General features: G+C 64.0%; 22 protein-coding genes. 14 read left to right on the plus strand and 8 right to left on the minus strand.

Annotated features, from left to right (window positions below):
• Together dgcA and dgcN are read right to left on the minus strand one after the other, a co-directional pair.
• Window positions 1-966: an N-acetyl-D-Glu racemase DgcA gene (gene dgcA, locus GQ651_RS11240; RefSeq protein ID WP_160764347.1), complete on the minus strand. Its 966-nt coding sequence runs from the start codon at window positions 964-966 to the stop codon at window positions 1-3.
• Between the two features lie 9 nt (window positions 967-975).
• Window positions 976-1,980 carry an N-acetyltransferase DgcN gene (gene dgcN / locus GQ651_RS11245; protein ID WP_160764348.1) on the minus strand — a complete coding sequence of 335 codons (1,005 nt, stop codon included), beginning with the start codon at window positions 1,978-1,980 and terminating at the stop codon, window positions 976-978.
• A gap of 237 nt (window positions 1,981-2,217) precedes the next feature.
• Here dgcN and GQ651_RS11250 point away from each other — a divergent pair, with 237 nt between their 5' ends.
• Together GQ651_RS11250 and GQ651_RS11255 are read left to right on the plus strand one after the other, a co-directional pair.
• Window positions 2,218-3,177: an L-malyl-CoA/beta-methylmalyl-CoA lyase gene (locus GQ651_RS11250; RefSeq protein WP_160764349.1), complete on the plus strand. Its 960-nt coding sequence runs from the start codon at window positions 2,218-2,220 to the stop codon at window positions 3,175-3,177.
• 153 nt (window positions 3,178-3,330) lie between these two features.
• Window positions 3,331-4,191 (plus strand): D-amino-acid transaminase, encoded by an 861-nt coding sequence (locus tag GQ651_RS11255; RefSeq protein WP_160764350.1) that lies wholly within the window; start codon window positions 3,331-3,333, stop codon window positions 4,189-4,191.
• A gap of 27 nt (window positions 4,192-4,218) precedes the next feature.
• Here the strand turns inward: GQ651_RS11255 and GQ651_RS11260 are convergent, their stop codons facing one another.
• Together GQ651_RS11260 and GQ651_RS11265 are read right to left on the minus strand one after the other, a co-directional pair.
• Window positions 4,219-4,524, minus strand: coding sequence for a DUF1244 domain-containing protein (locus tag GQ651_RS11260; RefSeq protein ID WP_160764351.1), 306 nt, complete (start codon window positions 4,522-4,524; stop codon window positions 4,219-4,221).
• A gap of 13 nt (window positions 4,525-4,537) precedes the next feature.
• Window positions 4,538-5,281 (minus strand): N-formylglutamate amidohydrolase, encoded by a 744-nt coding sequence (locus GQ651_RS11265; RefSeq protein ID WP_227258245.1) that lies wholly within the window; start codon window positions 5,279-5,281, stop codon window positions 4,538-4,540.
• A gap of 127 nt (window positions 5,282-5,408) precedes the next feature.
• On the opposite strand from GQ651_RS11265, the gene pyk reads away from it, so the two are divergent.
• From pyk to GQ651_RS11300, 7 genes are all read left to right on the plus strand, one after another.
• On the plus strand, window positions 5,409-6,854 hold the full coding sequence (gene pyk / locus GQ651_RS11270; RefSeq protein WP_160764353.1) for a pyruvate kinase: 1,446 nt from the start codon (window positions 5,409-5,411) through the stop codon (window positions 6,852-6,854).
• Window positions 6,855-6,971: 117 nt separating this feature from the next.
• Window positions 6,972-7,172 (plus strand): 50S ribosomal protein L35, encoded by a 201-nt coding sequence (gene rpmI / locus GQ651_RS11275; protein ID WP_160764354.1) that lies wholly within the window; start codon window positions 6,972-6,974, stop codon window positions 7,170-7,172.
• A gap of 13 nt (window positions 7,173-7,185) precedes the next feature.
• On the plus strand, window positions 7,186-7,548 hold the full coding sequence (rplT, locus tag GQ651_RS11280) for a 50S ribosomal protein L20 (protein WP_160764355.1): 363 nt from the start codon (window positions 7,186-7,188) through the stop codon (window positions 7,546-7,548).
• Window positions 7,549-7,666: 118 nt separating this feature from the next.
• The gene (gene pheS / locus GQ651_RS11285; protein ID WP_160764356.1) at window positions 7,667-8,731 is read left to right on the plus strand and encodes a phenylalanine--tRNA ligase subunit alpha; all 1,065 of its coding nucleotides are present in this window, start codon (window positions 7,667-7,669) and stop codon (window positions 8,729-8,731) included.
• Window positions 8,732-8,772: 41 nt separating this feature from the next.
• Window positions 8,773-9,012: an aspartate aminotransferase gene (locus GQ651_RS11290; RefSeq protein WP_160764357.1), complete on the plus strand. Its 240-nt coding sequence runs from the start codon at window positions 8,773-8,775 to the stop codon at window positions 9,010-9,012.
• Window positions 9,013-9,094: 82 nt separating this feature from the next.
• Window positions 9,095-11,491 carry a phenylalanine--tRNA ligase subunit beta gene (pheT, locus tag GQ651_RS11295; protein WP_160764358.1) on the plus strand — a complete coding sequence of 799 codons (2,397 nt, stop codon included), beginning with the start codon at window positions 9,095-9,097 and terminating at the stop codon, window positions 11,489-11,491.
• Window positions 11,492-11,652: 161 nt separating this feature from the next.
• Entirely contained in the window at window positions 11,653-12,123 is a 471-nt protein-coding gene (locus tag GQ651_RS11300) for a YtoQ family protein (RefSeq protein ID WP_160764359.1), read from the plus strand.
• Window positions 12,124-12,126: 3 nt separating this feature from the next.
• Here GQ651_RS11300 and GQ651_RS11305 read toward each other — a convergent pair whose 3' ends face one another.
• Window positions 12,127-12,825: a glutathione S-transferase family protein gene (locus tag GQ651_RS11305; protein ID WP_160764360.1), complete on the minus strand. Its 699-nt coding sequence runs from the start codon at window positions 12,823-12,825 to the stop codon at window positions 12,127-12,129.
• A 162-nt stretch (window positions 12,826-12,987) separates the two neighbouring features.
• Here GQ651_RS11305 and mscL point away from each other — a divergent pair, with 162 nt between their 5' ends.
• Both mscL and GQ651_RS11315 read left to right on the plus strand, forming a co-directional pair.
• A complete protein-coding gene (gene mscL, locus GQ651_RS11310) occupies window positions 12,988-13,413 on the plus strand; it encodes a large conductance mechanosensitive channel protein MscL (protein ID WP_160764361.1) in 426 nt (141 codons plus the stop codon).
• A 108-nt stretch (window positions 13,414-13,521) separates the two neighbouring features.
• Window positions 13,522-14,076, plus strand: a complete 555-nt coding sequence (locus GQ651_RS11315; protein WP_160764362.1) for a thioredoxin family protein — start codon at window positions 13,522-13,524, stop codon at window positions 14,074-14,076.
• Window positions 14,077-14,149: 73 nt separating this feature from the next.
• Here the strand turns inward: GQ651_RS11315 and ald are convergent, their stop codons facing one another.
• Entirely contained in the window at window positions 14,150-15,268 is a 1,119-nt protein-coding gene (ald, locus tag GQ651_RS11320; RefSeq protein ID WP_160764363.1) for an alanine dehydrogenase, read from the minus strand.
• 134 nt (window positions 15,269-15,402) lie between these two features.
• Between ald and GQ651_RS11325 the strand changes: the two genes are divergently transcribed.
• A complete protein-coding gene (locus GQ651_RS11325) occupies window positions 15,403-15,864 on the plus strand; it encodes an Lrp/AsnC family transcriptional regulator (RefSeq protein WP_160764364.1) in 462 nt (153 codons plus the stop codon).
• Here the strand turns inward: GQ651_RS11325 and GQ651_RS11330 are convergent.
• Entirely contained in the window at window positions 15,861-16,277 is a 417-nt protein-coding gene (locus GQ651_RS11330) for an OsmC family protein (protein WP_160764365.1), read from the minus strand. The two genes, GQ651_RS11325 and GQ651_RS11330, sit on opposite strands and share 4 nt — an antisense overlap.
• 126 nt (window positions 16,278-16,403) lie before the next feature.
• On the opposite strand from GQ651_RS11330, the gene GQ651_RS11335 reads away from it, so the two are divergent.
• Window positions 16,404-16,931: a cysteine dioxygenase family protein gene (locus tag GQ651_RS11335; protein ID WP_160764366.1), complete on the plus strand. Its 528-nt coding sequence runs from the start codon at window positions 16,404-16,406 to the stop codon at window positions 16,929-16,931.
• 78 nt (window positions 16,932-17,009) lie between these two features.
• Here the strand turns inward: GQ651_RS11335 and rpsU are convergent, their stop codons facing one another.
• Window positions 17,010-17,216, minus strand: coding sequence for a 30S ribosomal protein S21 (gene rpsU, locus GQ651_RS11340; protein WP_160764367.1), 207 nt, complete (start codon window positions 17,214-17,216; stop codon window positions 17,010-17,012).
• Window positions 17,217-17,326: 110 nt separating this feature from the next.
• On the opposite strand from rpsU, the gene GQ651_RS11345 reads away from it, so the two are divergent.
• Window positions 17,327-18,025: a COQ9 family protein gene (locus GQ651_RS11345; RefSeq protein ID WP_160764368.1), complete on the plus strand. Its 699-nt coding sequence runs from the start codon at window positions 17,327-17,329 to the stop codon at window positions 18,023-18,025.
• Window positions 18,026-18,114: the final 89 nt, after the last annotated feature.

The raw sequence follows: 18,114 nt of genomic DNA on the forward strand, positions 1-18,114 counted from the left end.
TCAGCCCCAGAGCGCCGGGTCCGCCGGGTGCAGGCCGTTCTCGTCGTGATGCATAGGGGGCGTTCGGTCTTTCGCCAGAAGGAGCGGGCCGTCGAGATCCGCGACCTCGGCTCCCTGCGCAACCAGAAGCGCGGGCGCCATGGCAAGCGAAGAGCCGACCATGCAGCCGACCATGATCCGGTAGCCCGCCGCGCTCGCCGCGTCACGAAGCGCCAGCGCCTCGGTCAGGCCACCCGTCTTGTCTAGCTTGATATTGACCATGTCGTATTTGCCGGCGAGGCCGGGCAGCGAGGCGCGGTCGTGGCAGCTTTCGTCGGCGCAGACCGGAACGGGGCGTTCAATCTCGGCAAGAAGGTCGTCCTGTCCGGCGGGGAGCGGCTGTTCCACCAGCAGAACGCCCAACCGCTTCAGATGGGGCGCGAGGTCGGAATAGACGTCGGCCGTCCAGCCCTCGTTGGCATCGACGATGATGGCGGTGTCGGGGGCGCCCGCGCGAATGGCTTCGAGCCGCGCCATGTCGCCCTCGCCGCCCAGCTTGATCTTCAGAAGAGGGCGGTGGGCATGGCGCGCCGCGGCGGCCTGCATCCGCTCGGGCGTGTCGAGCGACAGCGTGTAGGCGGTGGTGACCGGATCAGGCGCTGCGAGGCCCGCAAGCTGCCAGACCGGACGCCCGGCGGTCTTGGCCTCATAGTCCCAGAATGCGCAATCGACGGCGTTCCGCGCCGCCCCGGAGGGCAGGGCGTTCTGCAAGGCCATACGGTCGATCCCGTCCGGCAGGCCCTCGATCTGGGCCGTCACGCTGTCCATGCTTTCGCCGTAGCGCGCATAGGGCACGCATTCGCCCTGACCGGTGTGCTGTCCGTCGCTGACGGTGACTGTCAGCACCTCGGCGGCATCGCGGGAGCCGCGCGAGATGGTGAAGGTTTCGGCGAGCGGGAAGCGGTCGGCGGTGACGGTGATCTGCATGGGTGCCGGTTACCCGATCGCTTCGAGGGCGTCCACGAGCTTGCCCGCGCCGTGACGGTACGGGTCGGTTGTGGGCAGGCCCATCCGATCCTCGACCTCGGCGCAGAGGCGGGCGGCGGCCTCATCATCGAGCGCCTTGGTGTTGATCGAGATACCGGCCACCACGCAGTCGGGATTCGCGATGCGGGCGAGCGGCAGCGCCATGTCGCGGAGCGCCTCGAGGCTGGGCAGTGCGTGATCGGGCAGGCCGCGCAGATGGGTGCGCGTCGGCTCATGGGCAAGGATCAACGCGTCGGGCTGTCCGCCATGGATCAGCGCCATGGTCACGCCCGAGAAGGACAGGTGCCAGAGGCTGCCCTGTCCTTCGATATGGTCCCAGTGATCGGGATCGTTGTCCGGCGTCAGCCATTCGACCGCACCGGACATGAAATCGGCCACGACAGCGTCAAGAGGCACGCCATGCCCGGTGATCAGGATGCCGGTCTGACCGGTGGGCCGGAAGGTGGACTTCAGCCCGCGGTTCCGCATCTCGGCATCCATGGCGAGGCCGGTATACATCTTGCCGACCGAGCAGTCGGTGCCGACCGCAAGGCAGCGCTTGCCCGTGCGCCGGGCGCCGCTGGCGATGGGGTAGGAGACTGTAGGCAGACGCACGTCGTGGAGCGCCGCGCCCGAGCCGGTCGCCGCCTCGGCCAGACGCGGTTCGTTGCGGAGGAGGTTATGGAGGCCGCTGGCAAGGTCGTAGCCCATGCCGATGGCCTCGACGAGCACGTCGAGCCAGCTTTCGGAGATCACGCCGCCGCGGTTCGCGACGCCGATCACCAGTGTGCGGGCACCGGCGTTCCACGCTTCTTCCAGGGTCATGTCGGGCGCGCCCACATCCGCCTTGCAGCCAGGCATGCGCAACTGACCGACGACGTTTTCGGGTCGCCAGTCCTGAATGCCCTGCGCCACTTTCGCGGCAAGCTGATCGTGGGCGTCACCGAGGAAGAGAAGATAGGGGGTGCGAATCATAACTGTCTCCGTTCGTTTGGTGCGAGTCTCCCGGTTTTTTGTGGAATGTCCTGCCTAACGACGCGCACTTCATGCCATTTGATGGAAGTCCTTGCGCGATTTCAGCGGATGGCCGGATATTCTTGCATAACGATGTTGTTTCACGCTTTGGATGAATGCTGCGACAGCAAAAGGGCTTGAATGCTGCAACGCAACATCATATCCGGTTTCCAACAGTATACGAAAGAAAGTTGCGCAATGTCCTTCCGTGTTCAACCCGCTCCGCCCGCCCGTCCGAACCGCTGCCAATTGTTCGGTCCCGGTTCGCGCCCCGCGATCTTCGAAAAGATGGCGGCGAGCGCGGCGGATGTCATCAACCTCGATCTGGAGGACTCGGTCGCGCCCGGAGACAAGGCTGAGGCGCGCCAGAACATCATCGCGGCCACCCATGATATCGATTGGGGCACGAAGACTCTGTCGGTCCGGATCAACGGGCTGGATACGCCCTACTGGTATCGCGATGTGGTCGAGGTGCTGGAGGGCGCGTCGGAGCGGCTGGACCAGATCATGATCCCCAAGGTCGGCAATGCGGCCGATGTCTATGCGGTCGATGCGCTTGTGACGGCAATCGAGGCGGCGAAGGGGCGAGGGAAGCGGATCACCTTCGAGGTCATCATCGAGACCGCCGCCGGCATCGCGCATGTGGAGGAAATCGCCGCCGCCTCGCCGCGGCTGGCCGCCATGAGCCTCGGTGCAGCCGATTTTGCGGCGTCGATGGGGATGCAGACGACCGGGATCGGGGGCACGCAGGAGAATTATTACATGCTGCGCGACGGGGCGCGCTACTGGTCGGACCCGTGGCACTGGGCGCAGACGGCCATCGTCGCCGCCTGCCGCACCCATGGCGTGCTGCCGGTGGACGGGCCGTTCGGGGATTTCTCGGATGACGAGGGGTACCGTGCACAGGCGCTCCGCTCGGCGACGCTGGGTATGGTCGGCAAATGGGCGATCCATCCCAAGCAGGTGGCGCTGGCCAACGAGGTCTTTACGCCGTCGGACGAGGCGGTGACCGAAGCGCGCGAAATTCTGGCCGCGATGGAAGAGGCGCAGGCCTCGGGCGCGGGCGCGGCTGTCTACAAAGGGCGGCTAGTCGATATCGCCAGCGTTCGACAGGCCGAGGTGATCGTCCGGCAGGCGGAGCTGATCGGCGCCGCATGAGGCAGGGTTTGCGCCGGGGCTTCGCCCCGTCGCGGTGGGCCGCTTCGCGGCGTATCTTGCCTCCGGCGGGAGTATTTTGCCCAAGAAGAAGCAGGGCTTGACGCGGTCGGGGTGACCGGTCAACAGGTTTCCTGTCAGAGAAGGGAGCATCCGATGAGCCGCATCGTTTATGTCAATGGAGACTATGTGCCCGAAGCCGAGGCGAAAGTATCGGTGTTCGACCGGGGGTTCCTCTTTGCCGATGGCGTCTATGAGGTCACCAGCGTTCTGGACGGCAAGCTCATTGATTTCGAGGGCCACGCGACTCGGTTGGAGCGGTCCCTGAAGGAGCTCGACATGGCGAGCCCGGTGACGATGGACGAGCTTCTGGAGATCCATCGCGAACTGGTGCGGCGGAACGAGGTGGCCGAGGGCATGATCTATCTGCAAATCACGCGTGGTGCGGATGCGGACCGGGATTTCGCCTTCCCGGACCCGGAAAAGGTACCGTCAAGCATCGTACTGTTCACCCAGTCGAAGAAGCTGGCCGACAGCCCCGCCGCCAAGGTGGGCATGAAGGTGATTTCGATCGAGGATCAGCGGTGGGGCCGGCGCGACATCAAGACCGTGCAGCTTCTCTATCCGTCCATGGGCAAGATGATGGCCAAGGCGGCGGGCAAGGACGATGCCTGGATGGTCGAGGACGGCGCGGTGACCGAAGGCACGTCGAACAACGCATATATCGTCAAGGATGGCGTGATCGTGACGCGGCATCTGGGCAACGAGATCCTGCACGGCATCACACGTGCCGCGGTCCTGCGCTTTGCACGCGAGGCACAGATGCGGGTCGAGGAGCGCCCCTTCACCATCGAAGAAGCCCAGGGCGCGGACGAGGCGTTCATCACGTCGGCGTCGACCTTCGTCATGCCGGTGGTCGAAATCGACGGCGAGGCGGTAGGCTCGGGCACGCCCGGCCCGGTCGCAACGCGGTTGAGGGAAATCTATCTGGACGAAAGCCGGAAGGCCGCCATCTGACGAGGGCGGCCCCCGGAAGGGCGAGTCTCAGACGGGCATATCCTTGTGTGCCTCTTCGAAGGCGTCCTGCTGTTCTGGCGTCGCCTCGGTCTGGTATTTTTCTTTCCATTCGGCGGATGACATGCCGTAGAAGGCGACGCGGCCATCTTCCTTGGACATCTCGATACCGCGTTCGTTCGCGGCTTCCTGGTACCAGCGGCTGAGGCAGTTCCGGCAGAAGCCTGTCAGGTTCATCATGTCGATATTCTGAACGTCGGTGCGGTCTTCCATCAGGTGCTGGCGCAGCCGGCGAAAGGCGGCGGCTTCAAGCTCGATCCGTGTCTGGTCGTCCATGGTCAACTCTCCTTCAGGTCTCGTCGGCCCGGTCCAGCGCCAACGGCAGCAGACGGGCAAAGCGGTCGGCCCATGCGGTCTGGCCGGCATCGTCGGTGATCAGGTCGTTTCTTATCTCGATAAGGGTGTTCTGGCGACCGGTTGCAATAGCGTGGCGGTCGATCGTGTCGCCCTCTAGATGCCCGGAATAGGGTTCGTTCGCGCCGACGATCAGGCCCGGCTCTTTGCGCAGAAGGTCGATCAGCGGGCGCGACAGCCGGTCATCATCCGCGAAGAGGAGGCCCGTGTGCCATGGCCGCATGGGCCTGCCCCTGAACTGAGGCGTGAAGGAATGGACCGACACGATGACGGTATCGTCCAGCCGCGCCGCCATCGCCGCCACAGCGTCGTGATAGGGTCGGTAGCAGCGGTTTAGCCGGTCCTGAACCTCGTCCCGTGTCACCTGACGGTTCGTTGGAATGATCGTGCCGTCATAAAGCCGCATGACGAGCGTCGGGTCGTCCTCGCCCCGGTTCGGGTCGATCACCAGACGCGAGAAGTTCGACAGAACCACGGGCGCGCCCAGCTTTTCTGCAAGTTGGATCGCGACGCCCGAAGCGCCGACGTCATAGGCGATGTGGCGCGCCATATCCTCGGGCGCGATTCCAAGATCGCCGCCGCCGACGAAGTCTGGAACTCGGTTCGTGGCGTGATCGCAGATCACCAGCCAGCGCGACATGCGCGCTTCGCCCAAAATATGGACAGGTTGCCAGGTCATGTCGGTCTCGGGCCGGGTCATTCCGCGTCTCTAGCCCCGCCATAAAGAAAGCGCCAGTTGTCACGCGCTAACATTTGCGGCAAAGAGGGCGCGAGCCAGAAAAGACGCTTTGAAGGGAACGGGGCATATGAGACGCCTTCGCAAGGTCAAGATCGTTGCAACACTGGGGCCGGCATCGAGCGACTACGACACGATTCGCGCCTTGTTCGAGGCGGGCGCGGATGTCTTCCGCCTGAACATGAGCCATGGCGACCACTCCGAGATCGGAGAGCGCCACCGGATCATCCGCGAGATCGAAAAGGATACCGGGCGCCCGATCGGCATTCTGGCGGACCTGCAGGGCCCCAAGCTTCGCGTCGGTGTGTTCGACGGCGATTCGGCGGAACTGGAAGAGGGGCAGGCGTTCCGTCTGGACCTCGACGACACGCCGGGGGACTCGACGCGGGTCCAGCTTCCGCACAAGGAAATCTTCGAGGCGCTCGAGCCGGGGTCGAGCCTTCTGGTCAATGACGGCAAGATCCGGCTTCGGGTCGAGGAATGCGGCCCCGATCATGCGCTGACCTCGGTCGTGGTCGGCGGCACGATTTCGAACCGCAAGGGCGTGAACGTGCCGGATGTGGTTCTGCCGCTTGCCGCGTTGAGCGAGAAGGATCGCAAGGATCTGGAATTCGTCTGCCGTCTTGGCGTCGACTGGCTGGCGCTGTCCTTCGTGCAGCGTCCCGCCGACGTGGCCGAGGCGCGTGAACTGGCGCAGGGCCGCGCCGCGATCCTGTCCAAGATCGAGAAACCCGCCGCCGTGAAGGCGTTCGACGAAATTCTGGCCGTGTCCGACGGGATCATGGTCGCCCGGGGCGATCTTGGCGTGGAACTGCCGGTACAGAACGTGCCGCCGATCCAGAAGCGGCTGGTCCGTAAGTGCCGCGCCGCCGCCAAGCCGGTGATCGTGGCGACCCAGATGCTCGAATCGATGATCGAAAGCCCGGTACCCACGCGCGCCGAGGTCTCTGACGTTGCTGCGGCCATCTATGAAGGCACCGATGCCGTGATGCTGTCGGCGGAAAGTGCCGCGGGCAGCTATCCGATCGAGGCCGTACAGACCATGGACGCCGTCGCCCGCGAGGTGGAAAGCGATCCGACCTACCTGGACGTCATCGCGGCCAGCCGGGGCGGGCCGAAGCAGTCGGTCGCGGACGGTATCGTTTCGGCCGCGCGCGAAATCGCGGAAACCGCCGATATCAAGGTCATCTGCTCGTTCTCGCAGTCGGGGAAGACCGCGCTGCTGGTAGCGCGGGAGCGGCCCAAGGTACCGATCATCGCGCTGACCTCGATGATGGGAACCGCGCGGCGGCTGTGCCTGACCTGGGGCCTGCACTGCGTGAAGGTGCCCGAGGTCGACCGGTTCAAGTCGGCGGTCATCGCGGCTGCACGGGCCGCACGGGGCGAAGGCTTCGCCGATCCGACCGATCAGCTTGTGGTCACCGCCGGTGTGCCCTTCGGCCAGTCCGGCACGACGAACATCCTGCGCGTCGCGCCTTGCGACGAGCGGCTGATCCTGCCGTCCGATCCGGAATAGGCCCCGACCCTCTTGCCAGAGCGCGCGTTCCCTTGTAAGGCACGCGCTCCGACGGGTGCGCCGGCCCGAGTGGCATGCCGTGCGCACCTAGAACCGTCCGGAATAAAGGAGATGGAAATGCCCAAGATGAAGACCAAGTCGAGCGCCAAGAAGCGCTTCAAGGTCACCGCGACCGGCAAGGTCGTCGGCGGCCAGGCCGGCAAGCGGCACGGCATGATCAAGCGTACCAAGAAGTTCATCCGCGATGCTCGCGGCACCCAGGTGCTGTCAGAGCCCGATCAGAAGCTCGCCAAGAGCTTCATGCCCTATAGCCGCTAAGGAGGCCTGACCCATGGCACGAGTCAAAGGTGGGACAGTCACCCACGCCCGTCACAAGAAGGTCATCAAGGCCGCCAAAGGTTACTACGGTTCGCGCAGCCGTAACTTCCGCACTGCCACGCAGGCGGTCGATAAGGCCAACCAGTACGCGACCCGCGACCGCAAGCAGCGCAAGCGCAACTTCCGCGCGCTCTGGATCCAGCGGATCAACGCCGCTGTCCGCGCGCATGACGAAGCGCTGACCTATTCGCGCTTCATCAACGGCCTGTCGCTGGCCGGGATCGAGGTGGACCGCAAGGTTCTGGCCGATCTCGCTGTGCACGAGCCGGATGCGTTCGGAGCCATCGTCGATAAGGCGAAGGCCGCGCTCGCGTAATCTCCCCAATCGGGGTTACGAATTCTCAGGAAGCCGCGGACCTTTACGGGTCTCGCGGCTTCTTGTCTTTCAGGCGCCCTCTGGCTAGCAGGGCGGGGAACATTCCAAGGGGGTCCGGATGGACGATCTGAGGCAGAAATACCTGGATGCGATCGCAGGTGCGCCGGATGAAGCGGCGCTTGAGGACCTGCGCGTTCAGGCGGTGGGCAAGAAGGGCGAAGTCAGCCTGAAGATGCGCGAACTCGGCAAGATGACGCCGGAAGAGCGTCAGGTCGCCGGCCCCGCGCTGAATGCGCTCAAGGACGAGATCAACTCGGCGCTCGCCGCCAAGAAAGAGGCGCTGGCCGATGCCGCGCTGGACGAGCGGCTGCGCTCGGAATGGCTGGACGTCACGCTGCCTGCGCGCGACCGGCGTCAGGGCACCATCCACCCGGTCAGTCAGGTGACGGAAGAGGTCAGTGCGATTCTTGCCGATATGGGCTTTGCCGTGGCCGAAGGCCCGCAGATCGAGACCGACTGGTACAATTTCGACGCGCTCAACATGCCCGACTGGCACTCGGCGCGGACCGATATGGACACGTTTTACATGGCGCGAGCCGAAGGCGACGACCGCCCGCCGCATGTCCTTCGGACGCACACCTCGCCGGTGCAGGTCCGCTCGATGCAGGCGCAGGGCGCGCCGATCCGCGTCATCGCACCGGGCCGCGTGTACCGCGCGGATTACGACCAGACCCACACGCCGATGTTCCATCAGGTCGAGGGGCTGGCCGTTGATCGTGACATCTCGATGGCGAACCTGAAATGGGTGCTGGAAGAGTTCTTCTCGGCCTTCTTCGGCACGGGCGTAAAGACCCGCTTCCGCGCCTCGCATTTCCCCTTCACCGAGCCGTCGGCCGAGGTCGACATTCAGTGCTCGTGGGAAGGCGGCACCGTGAAGGTGGGCGAGGGCGATGGCTGGCTTGAAGTGCTCGGCTCGGGGATGGTGCATCCGAACGTGCTGAAAGCCGGCGGGATCGACCCCGCCGAGTGGCAGGGCTTTGCCTTCGGCATGGGGATCGACCGGATGGCGATGCTGAAATACGGAATTCCCGACCTGCGCGCGTTCTTCGACTCGGACCTTCGGTGGCTCCGCCATTACGGATTCCGGTCGCTACAGGTGCCGACGCTGCACGGGGGGGTGTGAGATTTACGCCGTCTTAACCATCCGGGCGGAAAGTTCTGTGGATGCAGAACAGAAACTCGCCCCTCTCTCCCGAGATCTGGCTGGCCGACCTGTTTTCCAGCAAGGCCGTGAATCGGGGCGCCGTCATTCGTCGCAAGGCGCGCGATATCGAGCGGTTCGCGGGTATGGACCTGTTCATGGCCGAAATCGACAGACGCGGGTTTCAGGCTTTGGAGAACGGCGGACAGATCGTCATCTTCTGCAACCGCGCACCGGTCCGCTGGCTGACGCCGCATTCTTGAAAAGAATGCGGCGCGAAATCCTTTCAGGATTTCGACCCTCCTTAATTCGTTGCAACACACTGCCCCCGATGGAGGCCGTCCAATGAAATTCACCCTCTCCTGGCTGAAAGAGCACCTCGACACCGACGCCTCGGTCTCTGAGATCGCGGAAACGCTGACCGACCTCGGCCTCGAGGTCGAAGAGGTCATCGATCCTGCCGCCAAGCTCTCGGATTTCACCATCGGCAAGGTTTTGAAGGCCGAGCAGCATCCCGATGCCGACCGGTTACGTGTCTGCGAGGTCGAGACGGATGAGGGCGTGAAGCAGATCGTCTGCGGCGCGCCCAATGCGCGGGCCGGGATCACCGTGGTCGTGGCCAAGCCCGGCACCTATGTGCCCGGCATCGATACGACCATTCAGGTCGGCAAGATCCGAGGCGTCGAGAGTCATGGCATGATGGCCTCCGAGCGCGAGATGGAGCTGTCCGACGAGCATGACGGCATCATCGAGCTGCCCTCTGGCGAGGTCGGTGAGAGCTTTGCCGGTTGGCTTGCCGCCAATGCGCCGGACAAGGTGGACCCGGTCATCGATATCGCGATAACGCCCAACCGTCAGGACGCTCTGGGCGTCGAAGGTATCGCGCGCGATCTCGCCGCGCGGGGTCTGGGCACGCTGATCGAACGTCCGATCACGCCCGTTCCGGGCCAGTTCCCGTCGTCCATCGGCGTCAGCATCGACGAGGACACGCTGGACGGGGCGCCCTATTTCACGGGCCGCGTCATTCGTGGCGTGAAGAACGGGCCGAGCCCCGAGTGGCTGCAGAAACGGCTGAAGGCCATCGGTCTCCGGCCCATCTCGGCGCTGGTTGACATCACCAACTTTTTCACTTTCGACCGGAACCGCCCGCTTCACGTTTTCGACGCCGACAAGGTGCAGGGCGATCTGAGGGTTCACCGCGCCAAGGGGGGCGAAGAGCTTCTGGCGCTGGACGAGAAAACCTACACGCTGACCCCGGGCATGATGGTGATCTCCGACGACCGCGCACCCGAGAGCCTTGCCGGCATCATGGGCGGCGAGGAGTCCGGCGTGACCGAGGAGACGGTCAACGTCTTTCTCGAAAGCGCCTATTGGGACCCGGTGACCATCGCGCGGACGGCGCGGGCGCTGCGGATCAACTCTGACGCCAAATACCGCTTCGAGCGGGGCGTTGATCCGGCCTTCACGCTGCCTGGGCTGGAACTGGCCACGCAGATGGTGCTGGACCTCTGCGGCGGTGAGGCGTCCGAGGTCGTGACCGCCGGTGCCGTGCCCGATACCACCCGTGCCTTCCGTCTGGACACCGAGCGCTGTTCGTCGCTGGTGGGGATGGAGATTCCCGCGGAGACACAGCGCGCGACGCTGGAGGCCTTGGGCTTCGTGATGGATGGCGACATGGCGACGCCGCCAAGCTGGCGCCCGGACATCATGGGCGAGGCCGATCTGGTGGAAGAGGTTGCGCGGATTGCGTCGCTCACCAATCTTGAGCCGAAGCCGATGAAGCGGGCGACCGCCGGCGTGCCGAAGCCGATCCTGACGCCGATGCAGAAGCGCGAACAGATCGCGCGGAGGACGGCGGCGGCCTTGGGTTACAATGAATGCGTCACCTATTCCTTCATCGACGAGGCGTCGGCGCGTCTTTTCGGTGCGGGGACGGATGCGACGCGAGTGGCGAACCCGATCTCGTCCGAGATGACCCATATGCGACCCGCGCTTCTGCCTGGGCTTTTGCAGGCCGCTGCCCGCAATCAGGCGCGCGGGTTCTCGGACCTTGCGCTCTTCGAGGTCGGTGCGGCCTTCCATGGCGGCGAACCGGAAGAGCAGCATCTTCTGGTGACGGGTCTTCTGGTCGGACGGACGGGACCCAAGGATATCCACGGCACCTCTCGTGCGGTCGATGTCTTTGACGTGAAGGCCGATGCGGAGGCGGTTCTGGCGGCGCTCGGTGCGCCGGAGCGGGCTCAAATCTTCCGTGACGTGCCTGAGTGGTGGCACCCCGGACGGTCGGGGCGGATTGCGCTCGGGCCGAAGAAGACGCTTGCCGTCTTCGGCGAGATTCACCCCAAGGTGCTGAAGGCCATGGACGTGAAGGGACCCGCGGTCGGCTTCACGATCTGGCCGACGGAAATTCCGGAGCCGAGGAATGCCGGCGCTTCGCGCGGCGCTTTGGAGATCAGCGGATTGCAGGCGGTGGAACGGGACTTCGCCTTCGTGCTGGATGCCGAGGTCGAAGCGCTGAACGTGGTCAACGCCGCGCGCGGCGCGGACAAGGCGCTGATCGAGGATGTCCGCGTCTTCGACGAGTTCAAGGGCGGCAGTCTTGGCGAAGGCAAAAAGTCCCTTGCGATCACCGTCCGGCTCCAGCCGCGGGACAAGACCCTGACCGATGACGAGATCGAGGCCGTTGCGCGCGCCATCGTGGACAAGGTCGGCAAGGCCACCGGCGGCACGCTGCGGGGGTGACCTGAGCGGGCGCGGCTCTGCCGCGACGCGATGCTTGCGCGGGCCATCCGGCCCGCGCGGTGCCTGCGGCGCGAGTATTTGATCCAAGAAGAAGCCGCTCTCGCATTCATTTGGCCTTCCGGCCTGACGCACTAGGTCTGGATTTGGAAAAGGAGGACGATATGGCACTTGCGGTTTACCTGTCTGGGGAAATTCATACGGATTGGCGGGAGCAGATCATCTCTGCATCCGAGGGGCTGGACGTCGTCTTCTCGTCGCCCGTGACGGATCACGACGCGTCCGACGATTGCGGAGTTGCTATCCTCGGTGCCGAGGACCAGAAGTTCTGGCATGATCGGAAGGGCGCGATGGTCAATGCCATCCGCACGCGCCGCGGGATATCCGCCGCCGACATCGTGGTCGTGCGGTTTGGTGAGAAATACAAGCAGTGGAACGCCGCCTTCGATGCCGGTATCGCCGCGGCAGAGGGAAAGTCGCTGATCGTCCTGAGCCAACCGGACCACGACCACGCGCTGAAAGAGGTTCATGCCGCGTCTTTGGCGGTTGCACGGGACCCGCGCCAGGTGGCGCAGATCCTTCGCTATGTGCTGACCGGCAAGCTGCCTGAGGCAGAACAGATGGCGGCCGAGTAACGGTCAGTCGCGGGCTGGAATGGTCAGCCCGCGCTGCACGGCGGGTCTTGCGAGGAAGCGGTCGAGATAGGCGGGAACGGATTTCAGACCTTCCCAGCCGAGCACGTCCTTGACGCCGTAGTAGTCCAGACCCCGGAGCCAGGGCCCGATGGCGATGTCGGCAATGGAATAGTCGCCCGCGATCCAATCCCGCTCTGCGAGTTCGCCTTCGAGCACGTTCAGGAGGCGCTTGCCTTCGTTGATGTAGCGCTCGCGCGGCCGGGGATCTTCGATCTCGGCGCCGGCGAACTTGGCGAAATAGCCGAGCTGACCGAACATCGGGCCGACGCCACCCATCTGGAACATCAGCCATTTGATCACGTGGTAGCGATCGGCACCTTCACCCATAAGGCGTCCCGTCTTTTCCGCGAGATAGATGAGGATCGCGCCGGATTCGAAGAGCGCGATCGGCGCGCCGCCGGGCCCGTCTGGGTCGATGATCGCGGGAATTTTGTTATTCGGATTGAGCGAGAGGAACTCGGGGCTTCGGACGTCGGCATCCGAGAGTGTCACCTTGTGGGGTTCGTAGTCGAGGCCGAGTTCTTCGAGGGCGATGGACACCTTCGTGCCGTTCTGCGTCGGAAAGCTGTAAAGCTGTATGGCGTCGGGGCGCGTGGCCGGCCAGCGCCGCATCACGGGGTGGGTGTTGGTGTCGAGGGGCATGCGTAGTCCTTTCATGACGCAGCGATGTTTCGCTTAATCATGAGTTAAGATGCACAGGGCCGGATTAAACCTCTTACATCTGTTCGATTTCGTGCTACGCGATGTGCGTGTGCTCACGCGGGACAAGGATCGTGGGCCGGGAAGAAGTGGAGCAACTACCTAATGATAAACGAATTCAAGGATTTCATTGCCAAGGGCAATGTCATGGATATGGCCGTCGGTATCATCATCGGTGCGGCCTTCACGGCGATTGTCACGTCGCTGGTCAATGACCTGATCAACCCGATCATCGGTCTGTTCACCGGCGGAATTGATTTCACGAACCTGTTCTGGACCATGGGTGATGGCGAGTATGCGAGCCTTGAGCAGGCGCGCGAAGCAGGCGCGTCGGTGTTTGCCTATGGCGCTTTCTTTACAGCGGTCATCAACTTTCTGATCATCGCATGGGTCGTCTTCATGCTGGTGAAGATGGTGAATCGGGTGAAGGCGGCTGCCGAGAAGCCCGATGACGTCGCACCCGAGGTGGATACCGGTCCGAGCGAGAAGGACCTTCTGATCGAGATCCGGGACGCGCTGAAGGCCCGCTGATCCCTTTGCTTTTCATCGGGAGGGGCGTGCCGGGTCGGCGCGCCTTTCTTGTATCCGGGGGTCGGTCCGCTAGTCTTTCCCTGGAAGATTTCAGGAAGGACAAGTGAGATGGCCGCAACTCCCCCCGTTTGTGATTTCGACTGGCCGGCCCCGGCCTTTTCCCTGCCCGCGACGGACGGAAAAACCTATGCGCTGGCGGATGTGATGGGGCCGAAGGGGGTCGTTATAGCATTCATCTGTAACCATTGCCCCTATGTGCTGGCGGTTCTCGACCGGATTATCCGCGATGCAAGAGATCTCGAGCCGCATGGCGTCGGTTTCGTTGCGATCTGCTCGAACGATGCCGAGGCCTATCCGGCGGACAGCTTCGAGAATATGGCCCGTATGGCAGAAGAGGAGGGCTTTCCGTTTCCCTATCTGCATGATGCCGACCAGAGCGTTGCGCGGGCCTACGACGCCGCCTGCACGCCCGATTTCTTCGGGCTCAACGCCGAGGGACGGCTCCAGTACCGCGGACGTCTGGACGCGTCGCGGCGCGATGCGGGACCGGATGATCTCAGGCGTGATCTTTATGAGGCGATGGTGCAGGTGGCCGAGACCGGTCAGGGACCGAAGGATCAGATCGCGTCCATGGGCTGTTCGATCAAGTGGAGGGACGGGTAGGGGGAGCGCTGCTCCCCCCGCGTCCTCCGGACGCTCCCCCCGCGGAGTATTTCCGAACAGAAGAAACCGCCGGTCAGAGCTTGAGTGCGAGCGACGGTGCGGTGACATCTATCCCGAGCGCCTTGCCGACGGCGTAGTAGGTCAGTTTGCCGGCGTGAACGTTGAGCCCTTCCAGCAGGTGGGGGTCGTCGGCACAGGCCTGCTTCCACCCCTTGTCTGCGAGGTCGAGCAGGTACGGCATTGTCGCGTTTGTCAGCGCAATGGTCGACGTGCGGGCGACCGCGCCTGGCATGTTCGCCACACAGTAATGCATGATGCCGTCCACCTCGTAGACCGGGTCTTCATGGGTGGTCGCGCGCGAGGTCTCGAAGCAGCCGCCCTGATCGATGGCCACGTCCACGATGGCCGCGCCGGGCTTCATGGTGGCAAGGTCTGAACGGCTGACGAGTTTCGGCGCGGCGGCGCCGGGGATCAGGACGGCGCCGATGACCATGTCGGCTGTGGCGATCAGCTCGGCAGTCGATGCTGCGCTGGCGTAGCGGTTCTTGAAGATGCCGCCGAAGGTATCGTCGAGGTAGCGGAGGCGGGGCAGCGAGCGGTCGAGCACCGTCACATCCGCGCCCATCCCGGCGGCGATGCGGGCAGCATGGGTGCCGACAACGCCGCCGCCGATCACGACGACATTGGCCGGACCGACGCCGGGCACGCCACCCATGAGCACGCCGCGTCCGCCATTGACCTTATGCAGGGTCCACGCGCCGACCTGCGGCGCCAGGCGCCCGGCAACCTCGGACATGGGCGCCAGCAGGGGCAGGCCGCCACGGTCGTCGGTGACCGTCTCGTAGGCGATGCAGGTGGCGCCAGAAGCGATCAGGTCGCGGGTCTGGTCGGGATCGGGGGCAAGGTGTAGATAGGTGAAGAGCACCTGTCCTTCGCGCAGACGCTTGCGCTCGACGGCCTGGGGTTCCTTGACCTTCACGATCATGTCCGCTGCTGCGAAGACGCTTTCCGCGTCAGGCGCGATCTCCGCCCCGGCGGCGATGTAGTCCTCGTCTGTAAACCCGGCGCCCATACCGGCACCGGTCTCGATCAGAACGTCATGGCCATGGCGAACGACCTCGCCTGCAGTGGCGGGCGTCATGCCGACGCGAAATTCCTGCGGTTTTATTTCTTTCGGGCAACCGATCTTCATGGCGCGTCCTCCTTCGCTTTCTGGGAAAGTATGGCCTGACCGGTGTGAAATAGGGTTCGGAAACGCTTGGATGTTGGCGCTAAATGTGGAAGTTTCTCTGTCAGTTTCCGACATTGGCAGAGGATTCTTGCGCGATGGAACAGCTGGACGCGACAGATGCCCGTATTTTGCAGGTGTTGCAACGAAACGGCCGCATCTCGAATGCGGACCTTAGCGAACGGGTGAACATGTCCGCATCGGCCTGTCACCGGCGGGTCCAGCGGCTGGAGGAAGCGGGCTATATCACCGGCTATGTCGCGCTGCTGGATCCGAAAAAGCTGCACCGTCAGGCGACGGTCTTTGTCGAGATCACGCTGCAGGGTCAGTCCGAGGATATCCTCGATGCATTCGAGCGCGAAGTGGCCCGCATCCCCGATGTGCTGGAATGCCACCTGATGGCGGGCGCGGCGGATTACCTGCTGAAGGTCGTGGCCGAGGACACCGAAGACTTCGCCCGCATCCATCGCCGGAGCCTTGCGCGGCTACCTGGCGTCGCGCAGATGCAGTCCTCCTTCGCGCTCAGGACCGTGCGGCAGACGACGGCGCTGCCGGTCTAGGCTGCTTCGACGATCTCGTAACCGTGGGTCACCTCGACGGTGGCCTGCAGCATCCTTGTGGCCGAGCAGTATTTCTCGACCGAAAGCTGAAGCGCGCGCTCGACCGTAGCGGGTTTGATGCCGCGGCCGGTCACGACGAACTGCATGTGAATCCGGGTGAACACGCGGGGCACGTCATCTGCACGCTCGGCGCTGAGGTGAACGGTCACGTCATCGACGTCCTGCCGGGCTTTCTCAAGGATCGAGACCACGTCATGGGCCGAGCAGGTTCCAGCGCCAATCAGGATCAGTTCCATCGCGGACGGGCCCGGCTTCTCCATGTCGCCATGGGCCTTGCCGATACGCACGCTGAATCCGTCTTCGGTCGTGCCGGTAAAGCTGCGGCCACCGTCCCATTTGAGTGTCGATTTCATGAATAACCTCGTCGCGATTCCCGGCCTTCCGGTTACCGCCAAAATCGCGCAGGTGCCAGCTTTTGGAGGAAGCCGGCGGGTCGTGCTAAACTGATCGTCTCAAGACCAATCAAGGGAGCAGGCATCATGTTCGATCTTGAAAGGTTCGTTGAAGAGTGCTGCGCAGCGGTCGAAGAGGACCCGACACACAAGGCGGTCTCGGAGCTGGCCAGACGCGCTTTGGCCGATACATCCGCCCTGATCGCCGCCTTGGGTGAGCCGGAGGGACCAGCGCTGAAACCGCTCTACGTCTCGGATAAGCTGACCATTCTGAATACGGTCTGGGCGCCGGGGCTTATCGTTCCGCCGCATAATCACAACATGTGGGCAATGATCGGGGTCTATGGCGGGCGCGAGGATAATATCTTCTGGCGTCGACTGCCGGATGAGGAGGGTCGGATCGAGGCAGCGGGCGCTAAGAGCCTGTCGACGGGGGACGTCGCGCCCCTTGGCGCGGACATCATCCATTCGGTGTCGAACCCGACCTCGAAGTTCAGCGGCGCGCTTCACATCTATGGCGGCGATTTCTTCGAAGAGGAGCGCAGCGAGTGGGACCCCGAGGCGCTGGACGAGCGTCCGCTCGACATGGACAGGATTCGGGCGCAGTTTTCCTGACCCCTGAAACGACAAACCCCCGGGCAATGCCACGGGGGTCGTCTAATGGACGGCGAACCGTCCCAGTGCATCAGGTGCTTAGAGCATCCCTTCGCGCTGCGCCTTCTTGCGCGCGAGCTTGCGGGCGCGGCGAATGGCCTCGGCCTTTTCGCGTGCGCGCTTTTCGGAGGGCTTCTCGAAATGCTGCCGAAGCTTCATTTCGCGGAAAACGCCCTCACGCTGCAGCTTCTTCTTCAGAGCGCGGAGCGCCTGATCGACATTGTTGTCGCGAACACTGACCTGCATGTGGTGTCACCACCTTTCTAAGTTAGAGTTCAAGATTGCAGGAGGTGGCGCTATAGCAAGGGTGCCCTAGGTTGTCCAGATGTGATGACGTGACCCGGAAGGAGTGTGTGATGGACGAGACGCCCGAAAGGATCAGGGAACGGCTTCTGGAGGCGATCCTGGACCATGTGCCCTTCGACGGGTGGTCCGAGGCGGCGTTTCGGGCCGCGCAGAGGGATTGCGACGTGACGGCGGCGGAGGCGCGGGTCATCTGTCCGCGCGGGGCCGTGGACCTCGCCGTGGCGTTTCACCGTCGTGCCGACCGCGCGATGGTCGAGGCGATAAAGGCTGCGGACATGTCCGGGCTCAGGTTCCGCGACAAGGTGGCCGAGGCGCTCTGGCTCAGGGTCGGTGCGATGGGCGACCGCGAGGCCGTGCGGCGGGCGACGGCGCTGTTCTCGCTCCCGAGCCACGCGCCGGAAGGGGCCAAGCTGATCTGGGAGACGGCGGATAACGTGTGGACCGCACTTGGTGACAGCTCGCGCGATGTGAACTGGTATACCAAGCGTGCGACGCTTTCGGGGGTCTGGGCGTCGGTGGTTCTGTTCTGGCTGGGTGACGAAAGTCCGGACCGGTGCGAGACGCGCGCCTTCATCGACCGGCGGATCGATGACGTGATGCGGATCGAGAAGGTCAAGGCACAGGTCCGGGATAACCCGCTGACGCGACCCCTGTCGAAACTGCATGAAAGCCTGTTCGGCGGGATCAAGGCACCTGACCTGGATCATCTGGCCGACCTGCCCGGGCGTCTGGGCGGCGGACCGCGGTGACGCGGTCCGGGTCCGATTTCTTTTGGAAATCGGTAGGGGCTCTGCCCCGCCGCCCTGCGGGCGGCCCCCCGGAGTATATCCGAACAGAA

This window comes from Kangsaoukella pontilimi (assembly GCF_009830125.1).
Lineage (GTDB): Bacteria > Pseudomonadota > Alphaproteobacteria > Rhodobacterales > Rhodobacteraceae > Kangsaoukella > Kangsaoukella pontilimi.

Excerpts from the sequence above, each read along its gene's own strand:
- GQ651_RS11315 (WP_160764362.1), top strand. The coding sequence starts at position 13,522 with ATGGCCGCAACTCCCCCCGTTTGTGATTTCGACTGGCCGGCCCCGGCC.
- dgcA (WP_160764347.1), bottom strand. The coding sequence starts at position 966 with ATGCAGATCACCGTCACCGCCGACCGCTTCCCGCTCGCCGAAACCTTC.
- mscL (WP_160764361.1), top strand. The coding sequence starts at position 12,988 with ATGATAAACGAATTCAAGGATTTCATTGCCAAGGGCAATGTCATGGAT.
- GQ651_RS11290 (WP_160764357.1), top strand. The coding sequence starts at position 8,773 with ATGCAGAACAGAAACTCGCCCCTCTCTCCCGAGATCTGGCTGGCCGAC.
- pheT (WP_160764358.1), top strand. The coding sequence starts at position 9,095 with ATGAAATTCACCCTCTCCTGGCTGAAAGAGCACCTCGACACCGACGCC.
- rplT (WP_160764355.1), top strand. The coding sequence starts at position 7,186 with ATGGCACGAGTCAAAGGTGGGACAGTCACCCACGCCCGTCACAAGAAG.
- ald (WP_160764363.1), bottom strand. The coding sequence starts at position 15,268 with ATGAAGATCGGTTGCCCGAAAGAAATAAAACCGCAGGAATTTCGCGTC.
- pheS (WP_160764356.1), top strand. The coding sequence starts at position 7,667 with ATGGACGATCTGAGGCAGAAATACCTGGATGCGATCGCAGGTGCGCCG.
- GQ651_RS11260 (WP_160764351.1), bottom strand. The coding sequence starts at position 4,524 with ATGGACGACCAGACACGGATCGAGCTTGAAGCCGCCGCCTTTCGCCGG.
- GQ651_RS11250 (WP_160764349.1), top strand. The coding sequence starts at position 2,218 with ATGTCCTTCCGTGTTCAACCCGCTCCGCCCGCCCGTCCGAACCGCTGC.
- pyk (WP_160764353.1), top strand. The coding sequence starts at position 5,409 with ATGAGACGCCTTCGCAAGGTCAAGATCGTTGCAACACTGGGGCCGGCA.
- dgcN (WP_160764348.1), bottom strand. The coding sequence starts at position 1,980 with ATGATTCGCACCCCCTATCTTCTCTTCCTCGGTGACGCCCACGATCAG.
- GQ651_RS11300 (WP_160764359.1), top strand. The coding sequence starts at position 11,653 with ATGGCACTTGCGGTTTACCTGTCTGGGGAAATTCATACGGATTGGCGG.
- GQ651_RS11265 (WP_227258245.1), bottom strand. The coding sequence starts at position 5,281 with ATGACCTGGCAACCTGTCCATATTTTGGGCGAAGCGCGCATGTCGCGC.
- GQ651_RS11305 (WP_160764360.1), bottom strand. The coding sequence starts at position 12,825 with ATGCCCCTCGACACCAACACCCACCCCGTGATGCGGCGCTGGCCGGCC.
- GQ651_RS11335 (WP_160764366.1), top strand. The coding sequence starts at position 16,404 with ATGTTCGATCTTGAAAGGTTCGTTGAAGAGTGCTGCGCAGCGGTCGAA.
- GQ651_RS11345 (WP_160764368.1), top strand. The coding sequence starts at position 17,327 with ATGGACGAGACGCCCGAAAGGATCAGGGAACGGCTTCTGGAGGCGATC.
- GQ651_RS11330 (WP_160764365.1), bottom strand. The coding sequence starts at position 16,277 with ATGAAATCGACACTCAAATGGGACGGTGGCCGCAGCTTTACCGGCACG.
- rpsU (WP_160764367.1), bottom strand. The coding sequence starts at position 17,216 with ATGCAGGTCAGTGTTCGCGACAACAATGTCGATCAGGCGCTCCGCGCT.
- rpmI (WP_160764354.1), top strand. The coding sequence starts at position 6,972 with ATGCCCAAGATGAAGACCAAGTCGAGCGCCAAGAAGCGCTTCAAGGTC.
- GQ651_RS11255 (WP_160764350.1), top strand. The coding sequence starts at position 3,331 with ATGAGCCGCATCGTTTATGTCAATGGAGACTATGTGCCCGAAGCCGAG.
- GQ651_RS11325 (WP_160764364.1), top strand. The coding sequence starts at position 15,403 with ATGGAACAGCTGGACGCGACAGATGCCCGTATTTTGCAGGTGTTGCAA.